Raw genomic sequence first — 18,879 nt, 5'->3', positions numbered from 1 at the left:
GCCGGTCAGGCAGCAGGCGCCAGCGCCTCCCGGCGCAGCGCCTCCTCGTACCGCCGCACCAGCAGCCGCGCCACCTCCGGCGCCGGACCCAGAACGCCCGCGAGGACATCGGCCCCGGCCTCCTCGGCGCCGCGGGCGATGCGGTCCGGGAGGAAGCCGGGGGCGATGACGTACGGGGCGACGGCGACGCGTTCGGCGCCGTCGGCCCGCAGGGCCCGTACGGCGTCCGCCGTGCGGGGGAGGGAAGCGGAGGCGAACGCAGGCCGCACGGAGTACCAACCGGTGGTACGCCGCCACTCCCGCGCGATTTCAGCGATCACTGCGATCGCCTCCGGGTCGGAGGAGCCCGCCGAGGCCAGCACGACCCCGGTCGAGCGCCGGTCGCCGGGCCGCAGCCCGGCCTCGTACAGCCGTCGCTCCAGGGCGGCCGTGAGCAGGGGGGACGGGCCCAGTACGCCGGCCTGGCGGACCGTGAGCCCGGGGAGCCGCGCACCGGCCTCCCGCAGGACGGCCGGGATGTCCGTCTTGGCGTGGAAGGCGCGGGTCAGCAGCAGCGGCAGGGCCACCACCTCCCGTACGCCGTCCGCCGCCAGCCGCTCCAGCGCCCGGGGCACACTCGGCGCGTTGAAGTCGAGGAAGGCGACCTCGACGCGCAGGCCGGGGCGCAGCGACCGGGCCCGCGCGCACAGCGCGGTGACGGTCGCGGCGTGCCGCGGGTCGCGGCTGCCGTGGGCGACGACGAGGAGGGCCGGTCGTACGGTCATGGGTCAGCTCTTGACCAGCAGGCCGCGGCTGCGCAGCACCCGCCGCTCCAGCGGCGCGAAGATCAGCAGCTCGATGCCGATGCCGACGACGAGGATGAGGAGGATGGCGGACAGCACCCAGGACATGTCCTGGAGCTCACGGCCCTGTTCGAGGAGCTGGCCGAGGCCGGTGCCCAGATCGGCGGCGTTGACGATGAGTTCGGCGGCCATCAGGGAGCGCCAGGAGAACGCCCAGCCCTGCTTGAGGCCGGCGAGGTAGCCGGGCAGCGCGGCGGGCAGCAGGACGTGCCGGACGCCGGTCAGCCCGCGCGCGCCGATGGTACGGCCCGCGCGCAGGTAGAGCGGCGAGATCTGGTCGACGCCGGCGACCAGGCCGTTGGCGATCGAGGGGACCGCGCCGAGCAGCACCACCGCGTAGATCGTGGCGTCGCTCAGGCCGAACCAGATGATGGCGGCGGGCACCCACGCCACCGAGGGCAGCGACTGGAGGCCGCTGAGGATGGGCCCGATCGCGGCCCGTACCGGCTTGACCCGGGCGACGAGCAGGCCCAGCGGCGTGCCGATCACCACCGAGGCCAGGAAGCCGAGCGCGCCGCGCGACACGCTGGTCCACACGTAGTCGAGCAGGGTGCCTTCGAGCCACTTGTCCTGGAGCGACCGGGCGACATCGACCGGGCTGGGCAGCAGGTAGTGGTCCTTGACCTCGAAGTGGTAGGCGAGCTGCCACAGGAGGAGGACGAGGGCGACGGCGACGACCGGCGGCACCGCCTTGGCGCCGAGCCTGCGCAGCCAGGGCTGCCGGTCGGTGACGGTGGTGTCCAGGGCGTCCAGACCGGCTTCCAGCCCGGCCAGGTCGGCGGAGCCGCCGGGCTCGGCGGCGGCCGGTGTCGCGTTCGCCACCGGCTCGTCGGCGGCTGCGGCGGCCTCGGCGGCCGTCCCGGTCTCAGTGCTGGCCATGGCGGCGGATCTCCCCACGGAGCTGTTCGGTGATCTCTACGGAAAGGTCGGCGACCGCCGCGTCCTCGATGCGCCGCGGATGCGGGATGTCCACGGTCCACTCGCGGGCGATCCGGCCGGGCCGGGAGGACAGCAGCACCACCCGCTCGGCGAGCCGCACCGCCTCCCGCACGTTGTGGGTGACGAACAGGACGGACAGGCCGCCGCTGCCGGCGGCGCCGTCGTCGGACTCCTGCCAGATGCGGGTCAGTTCGTCGTGCAGGACGTCGCGCGTGATCGCGTCGAGCGCCGCGAACGGCTCGTCCATCAGGAGCAGCCGGCTGTCCTGCGCCAGCGCGCGGGCCATCGCGACCCGCTGCCGCATGCCGCCGGACAGCTCGTGCACGCGCTTGCCGTAGGCACCCTTGAGCCGTACGAGTTCCAGCAGCCGCTCCGCCTCCGGACGCCGCTCCGCGCGCGGCACCCCGCGCAGCCGCAGCGCCAGTTCGATGTTGCGGCCCGCGGTCAGCCACGGGAACAGCGCATGCTCCTGGAACATCAGGGCGGGCCGGCCGCCGGGCGTCTCGATGCTGCCCGCGGAGGGCCGGTCCAGCCCGGCGACGAGGTTGAGCAGGGTCGACTTGCCGCAGCCCGACGCCCCCAGCAGACAGACGAACTCGCCCGGCGCGACATCGATGCTGATGTCGTCCAGCACGTGCTGCTGCGCGCCGGGGCGGCCGAACGACTTCGAGACATGGTCGATGCGAGCGGCGTACGAAGCGGCCGCGCCGCCCGCGTCCGCCGGGGCGGACGGCCGGGTGCCGGGCTTGCTGAGCGTGGTGGTCGTCATCGGTGTCACCTCCTGGGGATGCGTGCGGCGGACTACTTGGTGCCGAGGCCGGCGTCGTCCACCGCCGGCTTGCCCTCGGCCTTGAGCACCTTGTTGAGGAGCGTGAGGTCGTAGATGCCCTTGAGGTCGGGCTTCTTCAGCAGGCCGGCCCGCACCGCGTGGTCCGCCTCCTGCCGGAGGGTGGCGGCCAGCGGGTCGTCGGTGACGTCGGTGTTGCGGAACGCCGGATCGATGACGTCGGCCGGCAGCGCCTTGCCGGCCGCGGTGGCCAGCTTGTCGTTGAGCGCCTGCCTGGCCTCGGCCGGGTGGGTCCTGATGTAGGTGTTGGTCTTCACCGAGCCGCGCAGCACCGCTTCGACGGCCTTGGGGTGTTCCTTGAGGAACTTCTGCGAGACGATCACGTTCGTGATGACGAACTTGCCGTCCTTCCACAGCTTCTTCTCGTCCAGCAGCACCCGGCCGCCCTCGGCGACCAGCTTGGAGGCGGTCGGCTCGGGCACCCAGGCGGCGTCGATGCTGCCCTGCCGGAAGGCGACCGGCGTGACCTTGTTCTCGGTGCGCTGGACGGTCACGTCGCCCTTGCCGGTGGTGGCGTCGACCCGGTAGCCCTTCTCCGCCAGGTAGTTCAGCAGCGCCACGTCCTGAGTGTTGCCCAGCTGCGGCGTGGCGACGGTCTTGCCCTTCAGGTCGTCCAGGCTCTTTATCTTCTTCGGGTCGACCACCAGTGACACGCCGCCGGACGCCGAGCCCGAGATGATCCGCAGGCTCTTGCCCTTCGAGGTGGTCCACCCGTTGATGGCGGGGGAGGGGCCGATCCAGCCGATGTCGATGGCGCCGGAGTTCAGCGCCTCGATCTCCGCCGGCCCCGCGTTGAACACCGAGGGCGCGAACTTCGTGCCGCCCAGTTCCTTCTGGAAGAACCCCTTCTGGTCGCCGACCAGCGCGGTCGCGTGCGTGGTGTTGGCGAAGTAGCCGACCTTCACCCGGTCGAGCCCGTCGATCTTCGGGCCCTTGGCCGCGACCGCGCCCTGGCCGTCCTGCTTGGCGCGGGAGCCGTACCCGCACGCGCCGAGCGCGCCCAGCAGAAGGGGGACGGTGGCGGCGGCCGCGAGGAGGCGGAGGCGTCGTACGGCAGGCACGGGAGGGGGTCCTCTCGGAGGGCCGGGCGGTCAGCGCCTAGGGCGGGCCCGGCAGAGCGGTGGAATGGCGGGGAAGGGGCAGGCGGTGGTACCTCATCGGCGCACACATCGCCCGACGCCGCCCTGGCCGCTGCCCAGGGCGCCGCTGCCGATCCGGCCGCCCTCCTTCGCGAACGTCGAGAAGGCGTCCAGGGCCAGGGAACCGGTCATGTCAGAAGTCCCATTCCGCGTCGTCGTCCGCGGCCGCCGCCGCGGCCTCGGCCGCCTCGGCGAACGCCGACCCGGCCATCCCCGCGGTCAGCGTGGTGCCGTCCGCCGGGTCGATGAGCAGGAACGATCCGGTGCGCCGGGAGTCGGCGTACGGGTCCAGGGCCAGCGGCTCGGCGGTGCGCAGCACGACCCGGCCGATGTCGTTGGCGGCCAGCTCGCCGGGCGCCGGGTGCTGGGAGAGGTCGGCCAGCGTCAGCCGGGACGGGATGTCCTTGACGATCGCCTTGACCGTACGGGTGGTGTGCTTGAGCAGCACCCGCTGGCCGGTCTTCAGCGGCCGGTCCGCGACGTGGCAGACGGTCGCCTCGACGTCCTGCGTGGTGGCGGGCGGGGCCGCGGCCGGGGCGATCAGGTCGCCGCGCGAGATGTCGAGGTCGTCGGCGAGCCGTACGGTCACCGACTGCGGCGCCCAGGCCACGTCCACCGCCTCGCCCAGCACGTCCAGCGCCTCGATGGTGCTGGTCCGGCCCGACGGCAGCACCGTCACGGCGTCGCCGACGCGCAGCACGCCGGAGGCGATCTGGCCCGCGTAGCCGCGGTAGTCGGGCAGTTCGGGGGTCTGCGGGCGGATGACGTACTGCACCGGGAAGCGGGCCGGGTCCTCGGAGGGGTCGGCCACCACCGGGACGGTCTCCAGGTGCTCCAGCACGGTCGGGCCGCCGTACCAGTCCATGTTCGTGGACGGCGTCACGACGTTGTCGCCCGCCAGCGCGGAGATCGGGATGGCGGTGATCTCCGGTACGCCCAGCGACGCGGCGTACGCGGTGAACTCCTCGGCGATCGCCGCGAAGACCGGCTCGGCGTAGTCCACCAGGTCCATCTTGTTGACGGCCAGCACGACGTGCGGGACGCGCAGCAGCGCGGCGACGGCGGCGTGCCGGCGGGTCTGCTCGACGACGCCGTTGCGGGCGTCGACCAGCACCACGGCCAGTTCGGCGGTGGAGGCGCCGGTGACCATGTTGCGGGTGTACTGCACATGGCCGGGGGTGTCGGCCAGGATGAAGCGGCGCCGGGGCGTGGCGAAGTAGCGGTAGGCGACATCGATGGTGATGCCCTGCTCCCGCTCGGCCCGCAGCCCGTCGGTCAGCAGCGCGAGGTCCGGGGCCTCCTGGCCGCGGCCCAGCGAGGCCCGCTCGACCGCTTCGAGCTGGTCGGCCAGCACCGACTTCGAATCGTGCAGCAGCCGCCCGACCAGGGTGGACTTGCCGTCGTCCACCGAGCCGGCGGTGGCGAAGCGCAGCAGTGAGGTGGCCGTGGCGGCCACGTCGACCGGGTCGACAATCGTGCTCATGGTTAGAAGTACCCCTCGCGCTTGCGGTCCTCCATGGCGGCCTCGGACAGCTTGTCGTCGGCCCGCGTCGCGCCCCGCTCGGTGAGCCGGGAGGCGGCGATCTCCGCGATGACGGCCTCGATGGTGGCCGCGTCGGAGTCGACGGCGCCGGTGCAGGACATGTCACCGACGGTGCGGTAGCGCACCAGACGCGTCTCGACGGTCTCGCCGTCCTTGGGACCGCCCCATTCGCCGGGCGCCAGCCACATGCCGCCCCGGGCGAAGACCTCGCGCTCGTGGGCGTAGTAGATGGCGGGCAGCTCGATCTTCTCGCGGGCGATGTACTGCCACACGTCCAGCTCGGTCCAGTTGGACAGCGGGAAGACGCGGACGTGCTCGCCGGGGGAGTGCCGGCCGTTGTACAGCTGCCACAGCTCCGGGCGCTGGCGGCGCGGGTCCCAGCCGCCGAACTCGTCGCGCAGCGAGAACACCCGCTCCTTGGCGCGCGCCTTCTCCTCGTCGCGCCGCCCGCCGCCGAACACCGCGTCGAAGCGGTTCGACTCGATGGCGTGCAGCAGCGGCACGGTCTGGAGGGGGTTGCGGGTGCCGTCGGGGCGCTCGCGCAGCTCGCCGCGGTCGATGAAGTCCTGTACGGAGGCGACGTGCAGCCGCAGCCCGTGCCGGGCCACCGTACGGTCGCGGTAGTCCAGCACCTCGGGGAAGTTGTGCCCGGTGTCCACGTGCAGCAGCGCGAACGGCACCGGCGCGGGCGCGAACGCCTTCAGCGCCAGGTGCAGCATGACGATCGAGTCCTTGCCGCCGGAGAAGAGGATCACCGGCCGCTCGAACTCGCCCGCCACCTCGCGGAAGATGTGCACCGCCTCGGACTCCAGCGCGTCCAGGTGGCTGAGCGCGTACGGGTTGTCGGCGTCCCCGCCCCCGCCCGGTCCGCCGGAGCCCCCGGCGCTCTCGCTCACGGCAGCGGCCGTCGTCATGCCAGTCCCCTCTCGGTGAGCAGCGCGTGCAGCGCCGCCGCGGACTCCTGCACGGTCCGGTCGTGCGTCACCAGCCGCAGATCCGGTGACTCGGGCTCCTCGTACGGGTCGTCGACGCCGGTCAGCCCGGAGATCTCACCGGCCGCCTGCTTCGCGTACAGGCCCTTCACGTCCCGCTCGGAGCACACCTCGACGGGCGTGGCGACGTGCACCTCCAGGTACGGCGTGCCCTCGTGCTGGTGCCGCTTGCGCACCGCCTCCCGCGAGTTCGCGTACGGCGCGATCACCGGCACCAGGGCCTTGACGCCGTTGCTCGCCAGGAGTTCGGCGACGAAGCCGATGCGCTGCACGTTGGTGTGCCGGTCCTCCCGGCTGAAGCCCAGCCCCGCCGAGAGGAACTCGCGGATCTCGTCACCGTCCAGCACCTCGACGCGGTGGCCCTCGCCCCGCAGCCGCTCCGCCAGCGCGTACGCGATCGTGGTCTTGCCGGCACTGGGCAGTCCGGTCAGCCACACCGTGGCGCCCGTCATCTTCCGCTCCCGAAGGTCCTGTATGTCCTCGTGATCCGGCGCACCGTGGCCGGACACCCCGGGGCCGCTCATCCGTGCAGCCCGCATTCGGTCTTGTCGCGGCCGGCCCAGCGGCCGGCCCGCGCGTCCTCGCCCGCCAGCACCCGCCGGGTGCAGGGCGCGCAGCCGACCGAGGCGTAGCCGTCGGTCAGCAGCGGGTTGGTCAGCACGCCGTGTTCGGCCACGTACGCGTCCACGTCGTCCTGCGTCCAGCGCGCGATCGGCGCGATCTTCACCTTGCGGCGCCGCGCGTCCCAGCCCACCACGGGGGTGTTCGCGCGGGTCGGCGACTCGTCGCGGCGCAGCCCGGTCGCCCAGGCGTCGTAGCCGGCCAGGCCCTCTTCGAGGGGCTTGACCTTGCGCAGCGCGCAGCACAGGTCCGGGTCGCGGTCGTGCAGCTTCGGCCCGTACTCGGCGTCCTGCTCGGCCACCGTCTGCCGCGGGGTGAGGGTGATGACGTTGACGTCCATCACCGCGTCCACCGCGTCGCGGGTGCCGATGGTCTCGGGGAAGTGGTAGCCGGTGTCGAGGAAGACCACGTCCACGCCGGGGAAGGCGCGCGAGGCCAGGTGGGCGACGACCGCGTCCTCCATGGAGGAGGTGACGCAGAAGCGCCTGCCGAAGGTCTCGGCGGCCCAGGTGAGGATCTCCAACGGGGAGGCGTCCTCCAGGTCGCGTCCGGCCCGCTCGGCGAGCGCGGCCAGTTCGTCTTCCGTACGGTGCTGAGTCACCGTCATATCTCGCTGCCCCCTTGGCGGTTGGCTGCCTGCCCGGCCGGGGCGGTGACGCCCTTGGCCAGCAGTCCGAGGAACGAGAGCCGGAACGCGCGGTTGCACGCCCCGCATTCCCACGCACCGTGCCCTTCTCCGGAAGGGCGCAGGTCCTCGTCCCCGCAGTACGGGCAGTAGAACGGCGCGGCCCGCTCGCTCACTTCAGCGCTCCCTCGTCCGCGCGGGCGGCCCAGGTGGCGAACCGCTCGCCCTCCTCGCGCTGCTCCTGAAAGTTGGTCAGCACCCGCTCCACGTAGTCCGGCAGCTCCGCCGCGGTGACCTTCAGGCCGCGGACCTTGCGGCCGAAGCCCGCCTGGAGGCCGAGCGCGCCGCCGAGGTGCACCTGGTAGCCCTCGACCTGGTTGCCGTCGGCGTCCAGCACCAGCTGGCCCTTGAGGCCGATGTCCGCGGTCTGGATGCGGGCGCAGGCGTTCGGGCAGCCGTTGAGGTTGATGGTGATCGGCTCCTCGAAGTCCGGCATCCGGCGCTCCAGTTCGTCGATGAGCGCGGCACCGCGGCCCTTGGTCTCGACGATCGCCAGCTTGCAGAACTCGATGCCGGTGCAGGCCATCGTGCCGCGTCGGAAGGGCGACGGACGGACCTGGAAGTCCAGCGCCTCCAGCCCCGCGACCAGCGGCTCGACCTGGTCCTCGGCCACATCGAGGATGATCATCTTCTGCTCGACGGTGGTGTTCAGCCGGTCCGAGCCGTGCGCCGCGGCCAGTTCGGCGACCTTGACGAGGGTGGCGCCGTCCACCCGGCCGACGCGCGGCGCGAAGCCCACGTAGAACCGGCCGTCCTTCTGGCGGTGCACACCGATGTGGTCGCGCCAGCGGCTGCTGGGCTCGGCCGGCGCCGGGCCGTCGAGCAGCTTCCGCTTGAGGTACTCGTCCTCCAGCACCTGCCGGAACTTCTCCGGGCCCCAGTCCGCCATCAGGAACTTCAGCCGGGCGCGGTTGCGCAGCCGCCGGTAGCCGTAGTCGCGGAAGATCCCCACGACACCGGCCCAGGCGTCGGGCACCTCCGCCAACGGCACCCAGGCGCCCAGGCGTTCACCGAGCCGCGGGTTGGTGGACAGGCCGCCGCCCACCCACAGGTCGAAGCCGGGGCCGTGCTCGGGGTGCTCGACGCCCACGAAGGCGACGTCGTTGATCTCGTGGACCACGTCCTGCACCGGCGACCCGGAGATCGCCGTCTTGAACTTGCGCGGCAGGTTGGAGAACTCCTTGCTGCCGATGAAGCGCCGCTCGATCTCCTCGATCGCGGACGAGCCGTCGATGATCTCGTCGGCCGCGATCCCGGCGACCGGCGAGCCGATGATGACGCGGGGGCAGTCGCCGCACGCCTCGGTCGTCGACAGGCCCACCGACTCCAGCTTCTCCCAGATCGCCGGGACGTCCTCGATGCGGATCCAGTGCAGCTGGATGTTCTGCCGGTCGGTGATGTCCGCGGTGCCGCGCGCGTACTCCTGGGAGATCTCGCCGATGGCCCGCAGCTGCGCGACGCTCAGCCGCCCGCCGTCGACGCGCACCCGCAGCATGAAGTGCTCGTCCTCCAGCTCCTCGGGCTCCAGGACCGCGGTCTTGCCGCCGTCGATCCCGGGCTTGCGCTGGGTGTACAGGCCCCACCAGCGCATCCGGCCGCGCAGGTCGTTGGGGTCGATGGAGGCGAAGCCCGTCTTCGCGTAGATCGTCTCAATGCGTGTCCGCACATTGAGACCGTCGTCGTCCTTCTTGAACTGCTCGTTGCCGTTCAGCGGCGTGAAGTGACCTACGGCCCACTGCCCTTCCCCGCGGTGGCGTCCGGCCTTGCGGCGGGTCGTGGCGGGGCTGGGTCGATCGGAGGTGGCGGCCATGGCGGTACGTCCTTCTGGGCGGCTCGGTGAGGGCGGGAGCGGGCAGCGGCAGCCCCGCGCTGACCTGCGAAGACGTGCCTCGTCGCAGAGCGGTGCGAGGTGCCGGTGCAAGGGTGTCCGGGGCAGGTCGGAACAGGGTGCCCGCGCGTCCGCGGCGGTGGGGACGGCGAAAAGGAGCGACGTTGCTGAGACTGTCAGCCCGCCGGACAGATGGCGCTGGACATGCGGCCGAGGTCGACGTGCCGCCGACTCACCAAGGCAATTCCAGCTGTAGACATGACGGAAGCGTGTCATGGCGCTCTTGAGCCAGTCCACCGCCGTCCGGAGTGTGGACTGGGCCGTCCCGCAGGGCGAGACGATGTGACGCCGGTCACGCCATGGGAGGGCGGGCCTCCGGACCCCGCCCTCCCCCTTTTGGCCGGGAGGTACCTGCCCGTCAGGAGGTCCTCTTCCGCCGGAAAGCCCTTCTGCGCCCGGAGGCCCCGCTTCCGCTCAGACGCCCGGCCACGGGCCCGGAGCGGGCGCCTCCGGCTCCTCGGTCACCTCGGTCGCGAACACCCGGAAGCCGCGCCTGCGGTAGTTCTCCAGCGCGTGCGGACCGTCCTGGCTGCACGTGTGCACCCACACCCGCCGCGTCTTCGCCCGCTCCGGCCACCGCCCGGCCAGGTCCCAGGCGCGCGCCGTACCGTACGCCAGCAGGTGCCCCCCTATGCGGCGGCCGCGGAACGCCGGCAGCAGCCCGAAGTAGCTGATCTCCACGACGCCTTCGGGCTGCGCGTCCAGCTCGATGTACCCGGCCGGCGTCCCCCGCTCGTACGCCACCCAGGTCTCCACCCCGGGCCGTTCCAGGAACTCCCGCCACCGCGCGGGCGACCACCCCAGCCGGTCCGTCCACGCGATGTCCCCGCCGACGGAGGCGTACAGGAACCGGCTGAATTCAGGCGACGCCACCTCCGCACGGACGATCTCCACCCGCTGCTCCGCCGGGGGAGCGGTGGCCGGGGCGAGGTCGCCGGGGGCGGTCTGTTCGAGGTGCCAGGTCGTTACGGTGATGGTCATGGGGGCAGCACATCACAGGCCCGACGCGAGGACGGGGGACGGGGCATGGGCCGGGTCGAGGAACTCTGGCGCGCCGGGGAGATGCCGGGCCGCGACGGGCTGTACCGGCCGGACGACACCGGCTCGGAACTGTACGTCGAAGGTCCGGGGGCCTACCACCCGGATGCCGGGCAGCCGGTCCCGTTCCGTATCGGGGGACCGTTCGATGTCGCCCGGGCCGTCGAGGAACACGGTGCCGACGAGGTGGACACCTTCTTCGAGAGCCCGCTGCCGGACGGGACGGGGTGGCTGACCGGCGGTGGCGGCGGAATGGGCAACATCGGCCACCTCGCCCGTCTCGACGCCGGCCGCTCGGTGCGGTGGGTCGCCGTGATGTTCCGCTCCAACCCGTTCGTCGGCGTGCGGTACGAGGGCACGAGCGCCGTCTTCACCAACGACTGGGGAAACCGGCTGACGCTGGACCTCGCGCACCCCGCTCTCGGCCGACCGCGCCCAGGCCCGGGCCGCGCGGCAGCTCCCGCGCGGCCCGGACGGATCACAGCACCGCGTCCGCGATGCGGTCCACCTGGTCCGGGTCGGTGGCCCAGCAGTAGAGCATGACCTCGTCGGCGCCGATCGCGCGGAAGGCGGCCACCGCGTCGCGGAGCTGCCGTTCCGTGGTGAGCAGGCCGTTCACGACGTGGTCGGTGTACTCGAACGGACCGTAGTACGCGCGCGCCTCGCGCCGGGCCTCGTCGAGGACGGCCTCCGGGCCGAGCGCCACGTTCACCTGGGCGACCAGCCGCGGGCGGCCGGGCCGCCCCGCCTCGTCCCAGGCCGCCTCCACCTCGCGGAACAGCCCGTCCATCATCGGCGCGGGCAGCGCCGCGCCGAGGAAGCCGTCGCCCCAGCGGGCCACCCGCCGGACCACGGCCGGTACGAAGCCGCCGAACAGGACCTCCGGGCCGCCGGCGCGGGCCGGGGCCGGGCCGATCGGGCCGACGTCCGCGCCGTACGGCTCACCGGCCCACAGGGACCGCAGCCGGGCCATCTGCCCGTCCAGCCGCCGGCCGCGGGTGCGCTGGTCGACGCCCACCGCCGCGTAGTCGTCCGCGCGTCCGCCCAGCCCGATGCCGAGCGTGAAGCGGGCGTCGGACAGCAGGTCGAGCGTGGCGGCCTGCTTGGCGAGCAGCGCGGTGCGGTGCAGCGGCGCGAGCAGCACCTCGGTCTGCAGCCGGACGCGGGAGGTGGCGCCGGCGAGGGCGGCCAGGGTGATCAGCGGTTCGGGGTTGCCGTACACCAGCCGGTCGAGCAGCGCGATGCTGCGGAACGGGGCGGCGTCGGCGCGCCGGGCCCAGGTCAGCAGGGTTGCGGGGTCGCCGATGGGCAGGCCGAGGCCGACAGACATGACAGGTCCTCCAGGAGGGCAGGGTCGATCGCGAAATGTCGTGTCGCCCGCTCACTTGGCCGCACGCGCGCTGTGGCGTGGGTCGCTCCCGTTCTGCGACGGTCCTCCTGGGGAGCTGATGTTCGAAGCGGGACGAGGGTATCTGAAGGGTGCGCGGGGCCGCACTGTATTTATGGGGCGGATGGTGCGCGGTCCACGGGGGACGGGCGGCGCGCGGGCAGGACGGACGGTGCGCGGACCGGACGGACGGTGCGCGGGCCGGACGCCCCCTAGCGATCCGGCCGCCGCGCTACGGTCACCCACGCCGCGCCACGGTCACCTCGCCACGGTCACCCGTGCCGAGCCGCCACCACCGCCGGGGCCGTCGAGTGCGGCAGCAGGTCCACCGGGCGCGGCGGCAGGCGCAGCTCCACGTCCACCCCGTCGGCGAAGCGGTACGGGCGGTGTGCCAGCACACTCGCGAGGTGGCGGCGCAGCCGCGACAGTTCGGCCCGTACCGTCACCGTGCGGCCGCGGTCCCCGAACAGGTCCTGCGCCAGGTCGGCGGCGCTGCGCCCCTGCGGCCGGTGCGCCAGCACGAACAGCACCTCGGCGTGGCGCGGGCTCAGCTCGTGCGACCAGCTGCCCGCCGGGCCGGTGACCGTGACCGCCGGCCGGGCGCGGCTGCTGAGGTCCAGCAGCACCCGGCTGGGCCGGGGCGCGTCGCCCTGCGGTCCGCCGACGCGGATCAGCCAGCCGCCGGGCAGCGGTTCCAGCGTGCACATGCCGTAGCGCGGCAGCCACAGCGGCCCGGCCTCGGGGGACTTGGGGAGCGCGACCCGGTCCGGCGGGGCCAGCCCGGTCACCGCGGCCGTCCAGCCGTCCATGTCCACGGCCAGCGCCTGGCCGCCGAGCCGGGCCAGTACGGGGGCGGCGCTCGCCCGCAGCCGGTCCAGCGCGCCGTGGTGCCGCTCGCGCAGCTCGCCCTCCGCGAGCCGGGCCACCGCGGAGACCAGCGACAGGGTGGTGGGGTGGAAGGTGTGCGCCGGGCCGCTCACGTCCACGATGCCCAGCAGCCGCCCGTCGCGCGGGTCGTGCAGCGGCGCCGCGGCGCACGTCCACTGGTGGTGGGTGCGGACGAAGTGCTCGGTGGTGTGCACCAGGACGGGGCGGCGGGCCACCAGCGCGGTCCCGATGGCGTTGGTGCCGACGACCTCCTCGGTCCAGTCCGCGCCCTTCTCGAAGCCGTGCCGGTCGGCCATCCGCCGCACCGCCGCACAGCCCTCCCGCCACAGCACCCGGCCCTCGCCGTCCGTGACGACCATGATCTGCTGGGCGGCGTCGACGGCCGGCAGCAGACCGCTGTTGAACAGCGGCAGCAGCGACGCGAGCTGCGAGCTGTGCCGCCGGTGCTCCAGCTCCTCCACGGTCAGCGGGCGCTCCCTGCGGTCCCTTTCCGGGTCGACGCCGGAGCCGAGCACCCGGCGCCAGGACTCGCAGATCACCGCACGGGGCGCGGTGGCCGGCCGGTCACCGCAGAGCGCGGCCTCACGGACCGAGGCGAGCCGGCGCGTGGTCGCGCGTATCTCCTGGGCCGACCAGATACCCATGTCGATCGGTCTGTCGCTCACGCTGTCTCTCCGTAGTGCACTGTCCGCGGTTGCCGCCCATGGTGCCGCCACCGGGCCGGTCCGAACGGGGGATTGCGCCAATTGGTTGCAACGGGCTGCAACTGTTGTGGCGTATGACGGGGGCGAGGAAGGTGACCGGCAGTACGGAGAGGGGGCGGCGCCATGGTGAACAGCACTCCTCGCGCCGCCGTGGCGCATGCGGCGCACGGCGTCCGTACGGCCCGCGCCGCGCACCCCGCGCGGCCCCACGGCGCTCCGCCCCGCCCCGGCGCCGGCCGCCGGATGCCGTCACCTTCCGGCGGCCGCGACCGGGGCCGCGGACTCCGCCGCGGCGATCGAGGCGCCGCGCACACGGGCGGGAACAGGCCCTGAGGGCCGGCTCCAAGAGCCGGTCCGAGTCCGGGAAGCGGTGCCGGGTCGGCGCGGCACCGATTCCCGCAACAGCGGTGGCGGGCCTCGAACCCCACCCCCCTCCTCAGGGATCGGGGCCCGCCACCGCACCTTCTCCGGTTTCCCCGGCCCTGCCGGACGCAACGGACGGCGAGGAGGGGGCCGGGCGCACGACGGGGCCGGCCGTACGGCGGAACGGGCACGCCGCCCTCACCCCTGACCGTCCACCACCGGCCGCGCCCGCTCCACGATGGCGCGCAGGCCGAGCGTGGGCGGCAGGGTGCCGAACGAGGCGCCGTGGTCGGTGCCCAGGCGCGAGGCGCAGAACGCGTCGGCGACCTCGGACGGCGCGTACCGGACCAGCAGCGAACCCTGTAGCACCAGCGCCATCCGCTCCGCCAGGCGCCGGGCGCGGGCCTCGATGCCCTCCAGGTCGGCCAGTTCCGTGAGCAGTTCTTTGATGGCGGCGTCCAGGCGGTGGTCGGCGCCCCGTGCCGTACCGATCTCCGTCAGGAACGCGTGCAGCGCCGCGGGTTCGCGGCGCAGCGCCCGCAGCACGTCCAGTGCCTGGATGCTGCCCGACCCCTCCCAGACGGAGTTCAGCGGCGACTCGCGCAGCAGCCGCGGCATGCCGGACTCCTCCACGTAGCCGTTGCCGCCCAGGCACTCCAGCGCCTCGGCGGCCACCGGGGTGCAGCGCTTGGTCACCCAGTACTTGGCCGCCGGGACCGCCATCCGCAGGAAGGCGCGCTCCCGCTCGGTGTCCGCGTCGTACGCCGCCGCCAGCCGCAGCGCCAGCGCCGTCGCCGCCTCGGACTCCAGCGCCAGGTCCGCCAGGACGTTGCGCATCAGCGGCTGGTCCGCCAGCGGCCTGCCGAACGCCTGCCGGTACGCGGTGTGGTGCAGCGCCTGCGCGACCGCCTGCCGCATCACCGCCGCCGACCCCGTCACACAGTCCAGCCGGGTCGCCGCGACCATCTCGATGATCGTCGCCACCCCGCGCCCCTCCTCGCCGACCCGCCGCGCCCAGGTCGCGCCGTCGAACTCGACCTCGGCCGACGCGTTCGAGCGGTTGCCCAGCTTGTCCTTGAGCCGCTGGATGCGGAAGGAGTTGCGGCTGCCGTCCGGCAGCACCCGCGGGAGCAGGAAACAGGTGAGCCCGTCCCCGTCCCCGTCCGGCCCTCCGCCCACGCCCCCGGACGTCCGCGCCAGCACCAGGAACGCGTCCGACATCGGCGCCGAGCAGAACCACTTGTGCCCCGTCAGCACATACTCCCCATCGGCGGCCAGCGGCTCGGCGACGGTCGTCACCGCCCGTACGTCGCTCCCGCCCTGCTTCTCCGTCATCGCCATCCCGGCCAGCGCGCCCGGCTTCTCCGCCACCGGCCGCAGCCCCGGCTCGTACACCCGCGAGGTCAGCAGCGGCTCCCACTCCGCCGCCAGTGCCGGGTCCGCCCGCAGGGCCGGCACCGCCGCGTGCGTCATCGACAGCGGGCAGCCGTGGCCCGCCTCGGCCTGCGTCCACACCAGGAACCCGGCCGTACGCCGTACGTGCCCGGCCGGCCGCGACCAGGCGTCGGTGAGCCCGGCCGACACGGCGTGCCCCAGCAGCCGGTGCCACGCCGGGTGGAAGTCCACCTCGTCCACCCGGTGCCCGTAGCGGTCGTGGGTGCGCAGGACGGGCGGATTGCCGTCGGCCAGCGCGCCCCAGCGCTGCGCGTGCGCGGAGCCCGCCGCGCGGCCCAGCTCGCCCAGTTCGCCCCGTACCTCCTCCCGGAGAGCGGACGGGACGTGCCGCTCGACGCCCTCGGTGAGCGCCGCGTCGGCGGCGAAGACGTCGTACCCGACCAGCGGCGGAGGCTGGTTCGTGACCGTATGAGTGGTGGCTGCCATGGCAGATACGGTAAGGAGGTGCAGCCAGTGAAAGAAGCAGCGCAGCGGCCGTCCGGCCGTCTGCACAGGGCCCGGGTCCTGTATCGGAACGTCTCCAAACGCCGCCTCGCCTGGCTGCTGCTGAAGGACACCGTCAACTCCTGCATGGAGTACCGCGTCACCGGGCTCGCCGCCGAGGCCGCGTTCTTCTGCCTGCTGTCGCTGCCGCCGCTGCTCCTCGGCTTCATCGGCCTGCTCGGCTACATGGAGCCCTGGATCGGCCGGGAGACCATCGACCACATCCGCGAGAACATCCTCAGCGCGTCCGACACGCTGCTGTCCAGCAAGGGCGTCAACGAGATCGCCCGGCCGCTGCTCGACGACATCTTCACCGGCCGCCGCCCGGACGTGATCTCCCTCGGCTTCGCCATCGCCCTGTGGTCCGGCTCCCGCGCCGTCAACGTCTTCGTCGACACCATCACGATCATGTACGGGCTGGACGGGCGGCGCGGCATCGTCCGGACCCGCCTGCTGGCCTTCGTGCTCTACCTGGCCGCGCTGGTCGTCGGCGCCGTGGCGCTGCCGCTGATGGTGGTCGGTCCGGACACCGTCGTGAGCTGGATGCCGGCGAGCGGGACCGCCATCCGCGTCCTGTACTGGCCCGTCGTCCTGATCCTCTCCGTCGCCTTCCTCACCACCCTCTACCACGTGTCCGTTCCCGTGCGCTCACCCTGGCGCGAGGACATCCCGGGCGCGGTCGTCGCCCTGGCCATGTGGGTGCTGGGCAGCCTCCTCCTGCGCGTCTACCTCACCCAGACCGTCGAGGGCCCCACCATCTACGGCTCCCTCGCCGCACCGGTCGCCGTCCTCCTGTGGATCGGCGTCTCCGCCTTCGCGGTCCTGGTCGGCGCCGCCATGAACGCCGCCCTGGACCGCGTGTGGCCCTCGGTCGCCACCGCCGCCGGCCGTGCCGAGAAGGAACGCCGCGCCCGCGAGGCGGCCGCGCCCCGGCGCACGGCCCTCGCCACCATGGGCCTGGGCAGTACCGCCGCGGACGCCGCCCCGGACCCGGACGACGAAGAGGACGACGACACCGAGGACGACGACACCGAGGACGACGACACCCCACCCCCCGCCGAGTACCCCGAACGCTGGGCCGAGTTCCTGCCACCGGCCGACGTCAAGGCCCGGCTGTATGCGTACGCGAAGCGGCGGTGGCGGCACTGAGGGGCGGGGCGGCTCGTATGCTGCAGGTGGCGGGACGCGGCGCGCGCGACGCGCCGCTGCTGCATTTGCGCAGGCAGGAGGACGGCGGCATGTTCGACCGGTTCGCGGAACACGCCGAGGAGTTGTGGGGGCGGGGGAGCCGCGTAGCCGCGTAGGGGGAAGGGTGCCGGTCACCAGCCGGCGATGATCTCGCGGCCCTGGGGGATGGCGAGGTCGAGCAGGCCGGGGAAGCGGGCGTCGAGGTCGTCCCGGCGCAGTCGGTTCAGTCGCCGGGTGCCTTCGTCGCGCTGGCGGATCACGCCGGCCTCCCGCAGGACTTTGAAGTGCCCGCTCTGCGTCGACTTGCTGACCGGCAGCGCGAACGTCGTGCACGCCAGTTCCCCGTCGGGTCCGGCGTCGGCGAGGCGGGCGACGACGGCCAGCCGGACCGGGTCGCTCAGGGCGGCCAGCACGGTGGTGAACCGCAGGTGGTCGCGGGCGGGGTGGACGAGTTCGGTCGCGGTGCGGCTGGCCATGGTCCCCAGGATACCCAAGCATGTTCGACGCCCCCGAACATCTGCTATGTTCGGCGACTCTGAACATGTTGCCTGGGGAGGAATGGATGCCGCTCGATCGCCTCGCCGTGGGGGCCGGCCACCGGCCGCCACGCGCCACCCGCCGGATCGCCCGGTCTTCCGGCTCACCGCATGCGACCGGGCGGCCCTCGCCCGGAGGGCGGTGGCGGTTCCGGGGCGCCGCGTACGCGCTGCTGGTCCTGCTGGCCGGCACGAATCTGCCGACGCCGTTGTACCGGGGCTATGCGGCGCGCTTCGGGTTCTCGCCGCTGGTCGTCACGCTGATCTTCGCCGCGTACGTCGCCGTGCTGATCCCCTGTCTGCTGCTGGCCGGCCCGCTCTCGGACGCGGTCGGCCCTCGCAGGGTGCTGCTGCCGGCGGTGGCGGTGGCCTTGCTGGGGTCGCTGGTCCTCGCCCTCGCCGACGGTACGGGATGGCTGTTCGCCGCCCGGGTGTTGCAAGGCCTCGCCGTCGGAGCGGCTTCGGGACCGCTCACCGCGGCGCTGACGGAACTCGAACCGGCCGGCGACCGCCGCAAGGCGGCGCTGGTCTCCACCGTGGCCTCCGTGGGCGGGCTGGGGCTCGGCCCCGTACTGGCCGGTCTGCTCGCCGAGTACGCCCCGGCGCCGTACGTCCTGCCCTACGCGATCGAGATCGCCCTGCTGATCCCCGCGGCGGCAGCCGTCCTCGCGCTGCCCGCGGCCCGTCCCGGCAGGCGGTGGCGCCCCCGCCGGCCGGGGATCCCGCACGCCGTGCGGGCGGTGTTCGCGACCAGCGGGACGGCGGGATTCCTCGCGTTCGCCGTGATCGGACTGTTCCTGACCCTCGTGCCCACCTACGTCGCCACGCTCTCCGGCAGCGGCAATCTGCTCCTGGGCGGCGCGGCCGTGGCCCTGATGCTGGCCTGCTCCGCCCTCGCCCAGCTCCTCGGCTACGGCAGGCCGGCGCGGGCCCTGGAACTCGCCGGACTCCCGCTGCTGGCCACCGGGCTGGCACTGCTCGCCCTCGCGGGCGGCCTCGCCTCGCTGCCCCTGCTGCTCGCCGCGACCGTGATCGCCGGTGTCGGCCAGGGACTGGTCTTCCTGGGCGGCCTGACGGCGGTCAACGCGGCGGCCCCCGCCGAGCGCCGGGCCGACGTGCTCTCCAGCTTCTACGTGATCATCTACCTCGGCGTCGGCCTGCCCGTCATCGGCGTGGGCCTCCTCGCCGCTGCGGTCGGGCTTCTCGCTGCCGTGCAGTACTTCGCCTGCGCGACCGCCGTGCTGTGCCTGGCGGTACTGCTCGCCCTGGCCGTCGCCCACGCCCGCGCGCGCCGCGGCACGCGGACGCACGGGCTCAGGGGCGATTGACCGTGCCTGGCCG

At 73.6% G+C, this 18,879-nt stretch carries 19 protein-coding genes and 1 pseudogene; 4 read left to right on the top strand and 16 right to left on the bottom strand.

Annotated elements, in window-relative coordinates:
* Positions 1-5: 5 nt before the first annotated feature.
* From CP973_RS28690 to CP973_RS28635, 12 genes are all read right to left on the bottom strand, one after another.
* The gene (locus CP973_RS28690) at positions 6-764 is read right to left on the bottom strand and encodes a sirohydrochlorin chelatase (protein WP_150246805.1); all 759 of its coding nucleotides are present in this window, start codon (positions 762-764) and stop codon (positions 6-8) included.
* A 3-nt stretch (positions 765-767) separates the two neighbouring features.
* On the bottom strand, positions 768-1,721 hold the full coding sequence (locus CP973_RS28685; protein WP_150246804.1) for an ABC transporter permease: 954 nt from the start codon (positions 1,719-1,721) through the stop codon (positions 768-770).
* Positions 1,708-2,550 (bottom strand): ABC transporter ATP-binding protein, encoded by an 843-nt coding sequence (locus tag CP973_RS28680; protein ID WP_150246803.1) that lies wholly within the window; start codon positions 2,548-2,550, stop codon positions 1,708-1,710. The genes CP973_RS28685 and CP973_RS28680 overlap by 14 nt, the downstream gene beginning before the upstream one ends.
* Positions 2,551-2,582: 32 nt before the next feature.
* Positions 2,583-3,689, bottom strand: a complete 1,107-nt coding sequence (locus tag CP973_RS28675) for an aliphatic sulfonate ABC transporter substrate-binding protein (RefSeq protein WP_150246802.1) — start codon at positions 3,687-3,689, stop codon at positions 2,583-2,585.
* A gap of 211 nt (positions 3,690-3,900) precedes the next feature.
* Entirely contained in the window at positions 3,901-5,250 is a 1,350-nt protein-coding gene (locus CP973_RS28665) for a sulfate adenylyltransferase subunit 1 (protein WP_150246801.1), read from the bottom strand.
* Positions 5,251-5,252: 2 nt separating this feature from the next.
* Positions 5,253-6,224 carry a sulfate adenylyltransferase subunit CysD gene (gene cysD, locus CP973_RS28660; protein ID WP_244410055.1) on the bottom strand — a complete coding sequence of 324 codons (972 nt, stop codon included), beginning with the start codon at positions 6,222-6,224 and terminating at the stop codon, positions 5,253-5,255.
* Positions 6,221-6,754 (bottom strand): adenylyl-sulfate kinase, encoded by a 534-nt coding sequence (gene cysC / locus CP973_RS28655; RefSeq protein ID WP_150246800.1) that lies wholly within the window; start codon positions 6,752-6,754, stop codon positions 6,221-6,223. Before cysC ends, cysD begins: the two co-directional genes overlap by 4 nt.
* A gap of 68 nt (positions 6,755-6,822) precedes the next feature.
* Complete coding sequence (locus tag CP973_RS28650) at positions 6,823-7,530, bottom strand: phosphoadenylyl-sulfate reductase (protein WP_150246799.1); 708 nt, start codon at positions 7,528-7,530, stop codon at positions 6,823-6,825.
* Positions 7,527-7,724 (bottom strand): hypothetical protein, encoded by a 198-nt coding sequence (locus CP973_RS28645; RefSeq protein WP_150246798.1) that lies wholly within the window; start codon positions 7,722-7,724, stop codon positions 7,527-7,529. The genes CP973_RS28650 and CP973_RS28645 overlap by 4 nt, the downstream gene beginning before the upstream one ends.
* Positions 7,721-9,418: a nitrite/sulfite reductase gene (locus tag CP973_RS28640; protein ID WP_150246797.1), complete on the bottom strand. Its 1,698-nt coding sequence runs from the start codon at positions 9,416-9,418 to the stop codon at positions 7,721-7,723. The genes CP973_RS28645 and CP973_RS28640 overlap by 4 nt, the downstream gene beginning before the upstream one ends.
* Positions 9,419-9,612: 194 nt before the next feature.
* Positions 9,613-9,696: a putative leader peptide gene (locus CP973_RS41675; protein WP_312024626.1), complete on the bottom strand. Its 84-nt coding sequence runs from the start codon at positions 9,694-9,696 to the stop codon at positions 9,613-9,615.
* Between the two features lie 214 nt (positions 9,697-9,910).
* On the bottom strand, positions 9,911-10,477 hold the full coding sequence (locus CP973_RS28635; protein WP_150246796.1) for a GNAT family N-acetyltransferase: 567 nt from the start codon (positions 10,475-10,477) through the stop codon (positions 9,911-9,913).
* A 45-nt stretch (positions 10,478-10,522) separates the two neighbouring features.
* Here CP973_RS28635 and CP973_RS28630 point away from each other — a divergent pair, with 45 nt between their 5' ends.
* The gene (locus tag CP973_RS28630) at positions 10,523-11,077 is read left to right on the top strand and encodes a hypothetical protein (protein WP_244410054.1); all 555 of its coding nucleotides are present in this window, start codon (positions 10,523-10,525) and stop codon (positions 11,075-11,077) included.
* On the opposite strand, the gene CP973_RS28625 is transcribed toward CP973_RS28630, so the two are convergent.
* The 3 genes from CP973_RS28625 to CP973_RS28615 all read right to left on the bottom strand — a co-directional run bounded on the left by CP973_RS28625 (position 11,013) and on the right by CP973_RS28615 (position 15,757).
* On the bottom strand, positions 11,013-11,864 hold the full coding sequence (locus tag CP973_RS28625; protein ID WP_150246795.1) for an LLM class flavin-dependent oxidoreductase: 852 nt from the start codon (positions 11,862-11,864) through the stop codon (positions 11,013-11,015). The two genes, CP973_RS28630 and CP973_RS28625, sit on opposite strands and share 65 nt — an antisense overlap.
* 329 nt (positions 11,865-12,193) lie before the next feature.
* Positions 12,194-13,474: a GAF domain-containing protein gene (locus CP973_RS28620; RefSeq protein ID WP_150246794.1), complete on the bottom strand. Its 1,281-nt coding sequence runs from the start codon at positions 13,472-13,474 to the stop codon at positions 12,194-12,196.
* Between the two features lie 600 nt (positions 13,475-14,074).
* Positions 14,075-15,757 carry an acyl-CoA dehydrogenase family protein gene (locus tag CP973_RS28615; RefSeq protein ID WP_150246793.1) on the bottom strand — a complete coding sequence of 561 codons (1,683 nt, stop codon included), beginning with the start codon at positions 15,755-15,757 and terminating at the stop codon, positions 14,075-14,077.
* Between the two features lie 18 nt (positions 15,758-15,775).
* Here CP973_RS28615 and CP973_RS28610 point away from each other — a divergent pair, with 18 nt between their 5' ends.
* Both CP973_RS28610 and CP973_RS40220 read left to right on the top strand, forming a co-directional pair.
* Positions 15,776-16,963 (top strand): YihY/virulence factor BrkB family protein, encoded by a 1,188-nt coding sequence (locus CP973_RS28610; protein ID WP_244410053.1) that lies wholly within the window; start codon positions 15,776-15,778, stop codon positions 16,961-16,963.
* A gap of 47 nt (positions 16,964-17,010) precedes the next feature.
* Positions 17,011-17,118 (top strand): annotated as a pseudogene (locus CP973_RS40220) (XRE family transcriptional regulator); the annotation flags it as partial.
* A gap of 15 nt (positions 17,119-17,133) precedes the next feature.
* On the opposite strand, the gene CP973_RS28605 reads toward CP973_RS40220, so the two are convergent.
* Positions 17,134-17,478, bottom strand: coding sequence for an ArsR/SmtB family transcription factor (locus CP973_RS28605; RefSeq protein ID WP_150246791.1), 345 nt, complete (start codon positions 17,476-17,478; stop codon positions 17,134-17,136).
* Positions 17,479-17,564: 86 nt separating this feature from the next.
* Between CP973_RS28605 and CP973_RS28600 the strand changes: the two genes are divergently transcribed.
* A complete protein-coding gene (locus CP973_RS28600) occupies positions 17,565-18,866 on the top strand; it encodes an MFS transporter (RefSeq protein WP_150246790.1) in 1,302 nt (433 codons plus the stop codon).
* Positions 18,867-18,879: the final 13 nt, after the last annotated feature.

The sequence above is a fragment of the Streptomyces albofaciens JCM 4342 genome (assembly GCF_008634025.1).
GTDB lineage: Bacteria > Actinomycetota > Actinomycetes > Streptomycetales > Streptomycetaceae > Streptomyces > Streptomyces albofaciens.
Note: the sequence above shows the minus strand (reverse complement) of the source record. Positions and strands in the feature narration are given on the sequence as shown.

Bases quoted from the DNA above. Each gene is read 5' to 3' on its own strand.
- CP973_RS28630 (WP_244410054.1), top strand. From the start codon at position 10,523: ATGGGCCGGGTCGAGGAACTCTGGCGCGCCGGGGAGATGCCGGGCCGC.
- CP973_RS28690 (WP_150246805.1), bottom strand. From the start codon at position 764: ATGACCGTACGACCGGCCCTCCTCGTCGTCGCCCACGGCAGCCGCGAC.
- CP973_RS28685 (WP_150246804.1), bottom strand. From the start codon at position 1,721: ATGGCCAGCACTGAGACCGGGACGGCCGCCGAGGCCGCCGCAGCCGCC.
- CP973_RS28635 (WP_150246796.1), bottom strand. From the start codon at position 10,477: ATGACCATCACCGTAACGACCTGGCACCTCGAACAGACCGCCCCCGGC.
- CP973_RS28680 (WP_150246803.1), bottom strand. From the start codon at position 2,550: ATGACGACCACCACGCTCAGCAAGCCCGGCACCCGGCCGTCCGCCCCG.
- CP973_RS28650 (WP_150246799.1), bottom strand. From the start codon at position 7,530: ATGACGGTGACTCAGCACCGTACGGAAGACGAACTGGCCGCGCTCGCC.
- CP973_RS28600 (WP_150246790.1), top strand. From the start codon at position 17,565: ATGCCGCTCGATCGCCTCGCCGTGGGGGCCGGCCACCGGCCGCCACGC.
- CP973_RS28605 (WP_150246791.1), bottom strand. From the start codon at position 17,478: ATGGCCAGCCGCACCGCGACCGAACTCGTCCACCCCGCCCGCGACCAC.
- CP973_RS28665 (WP_150246801.1), bottom strand. From the start codon at position 5,250: ATGAGCACGATTGTCGACCCGGTCGACGTGGCCGCCACGGCCACCTCA.
- CP973_RS28640 (WP_150246797.1), bottom strand. From the start codon at position 9,418: ATGGCCGCCACCTCCGATCGACCCAGCCCCGCCACGACCCGCCGCAAG.
- cysD (WP_244410055.1), bottom strand. From the start codon at position 6,224: ATGACGACGGCCGCTGCCGTGAGCGAGAGCGCCGGGGGCTCCGGCGGA.
- CP973_RS41675 (WP_312024626.1), bottom strand. From the start codon at position 9,696: ATGTCTACAGCTGGAATTGCCTTGGTGAGTCGGCGGCACGTCGACCTC.
- CP973_RS28615 (WP_150246793.1), bottom strand. From the start codon at position 15,757: ATGGCAGCCACCACTCATACGGTCACGAACCAGCCTCCGCCGCTGGTC.
- cysC (WP_150246800.1), bottom strand. From the start codon at position 6,754: ATGACGGGCGCCACGGTGTGGCTGACCGGACTGCCCAGTGCCGGCAAG.
- CP973_RS28625 (WP_150246795.1), bottom strand. From the start codon at position 11,864: ATGTCTGTCGGCCTCGGCCTGCCCATCGGCGACCCCGCAACCCTGCTG.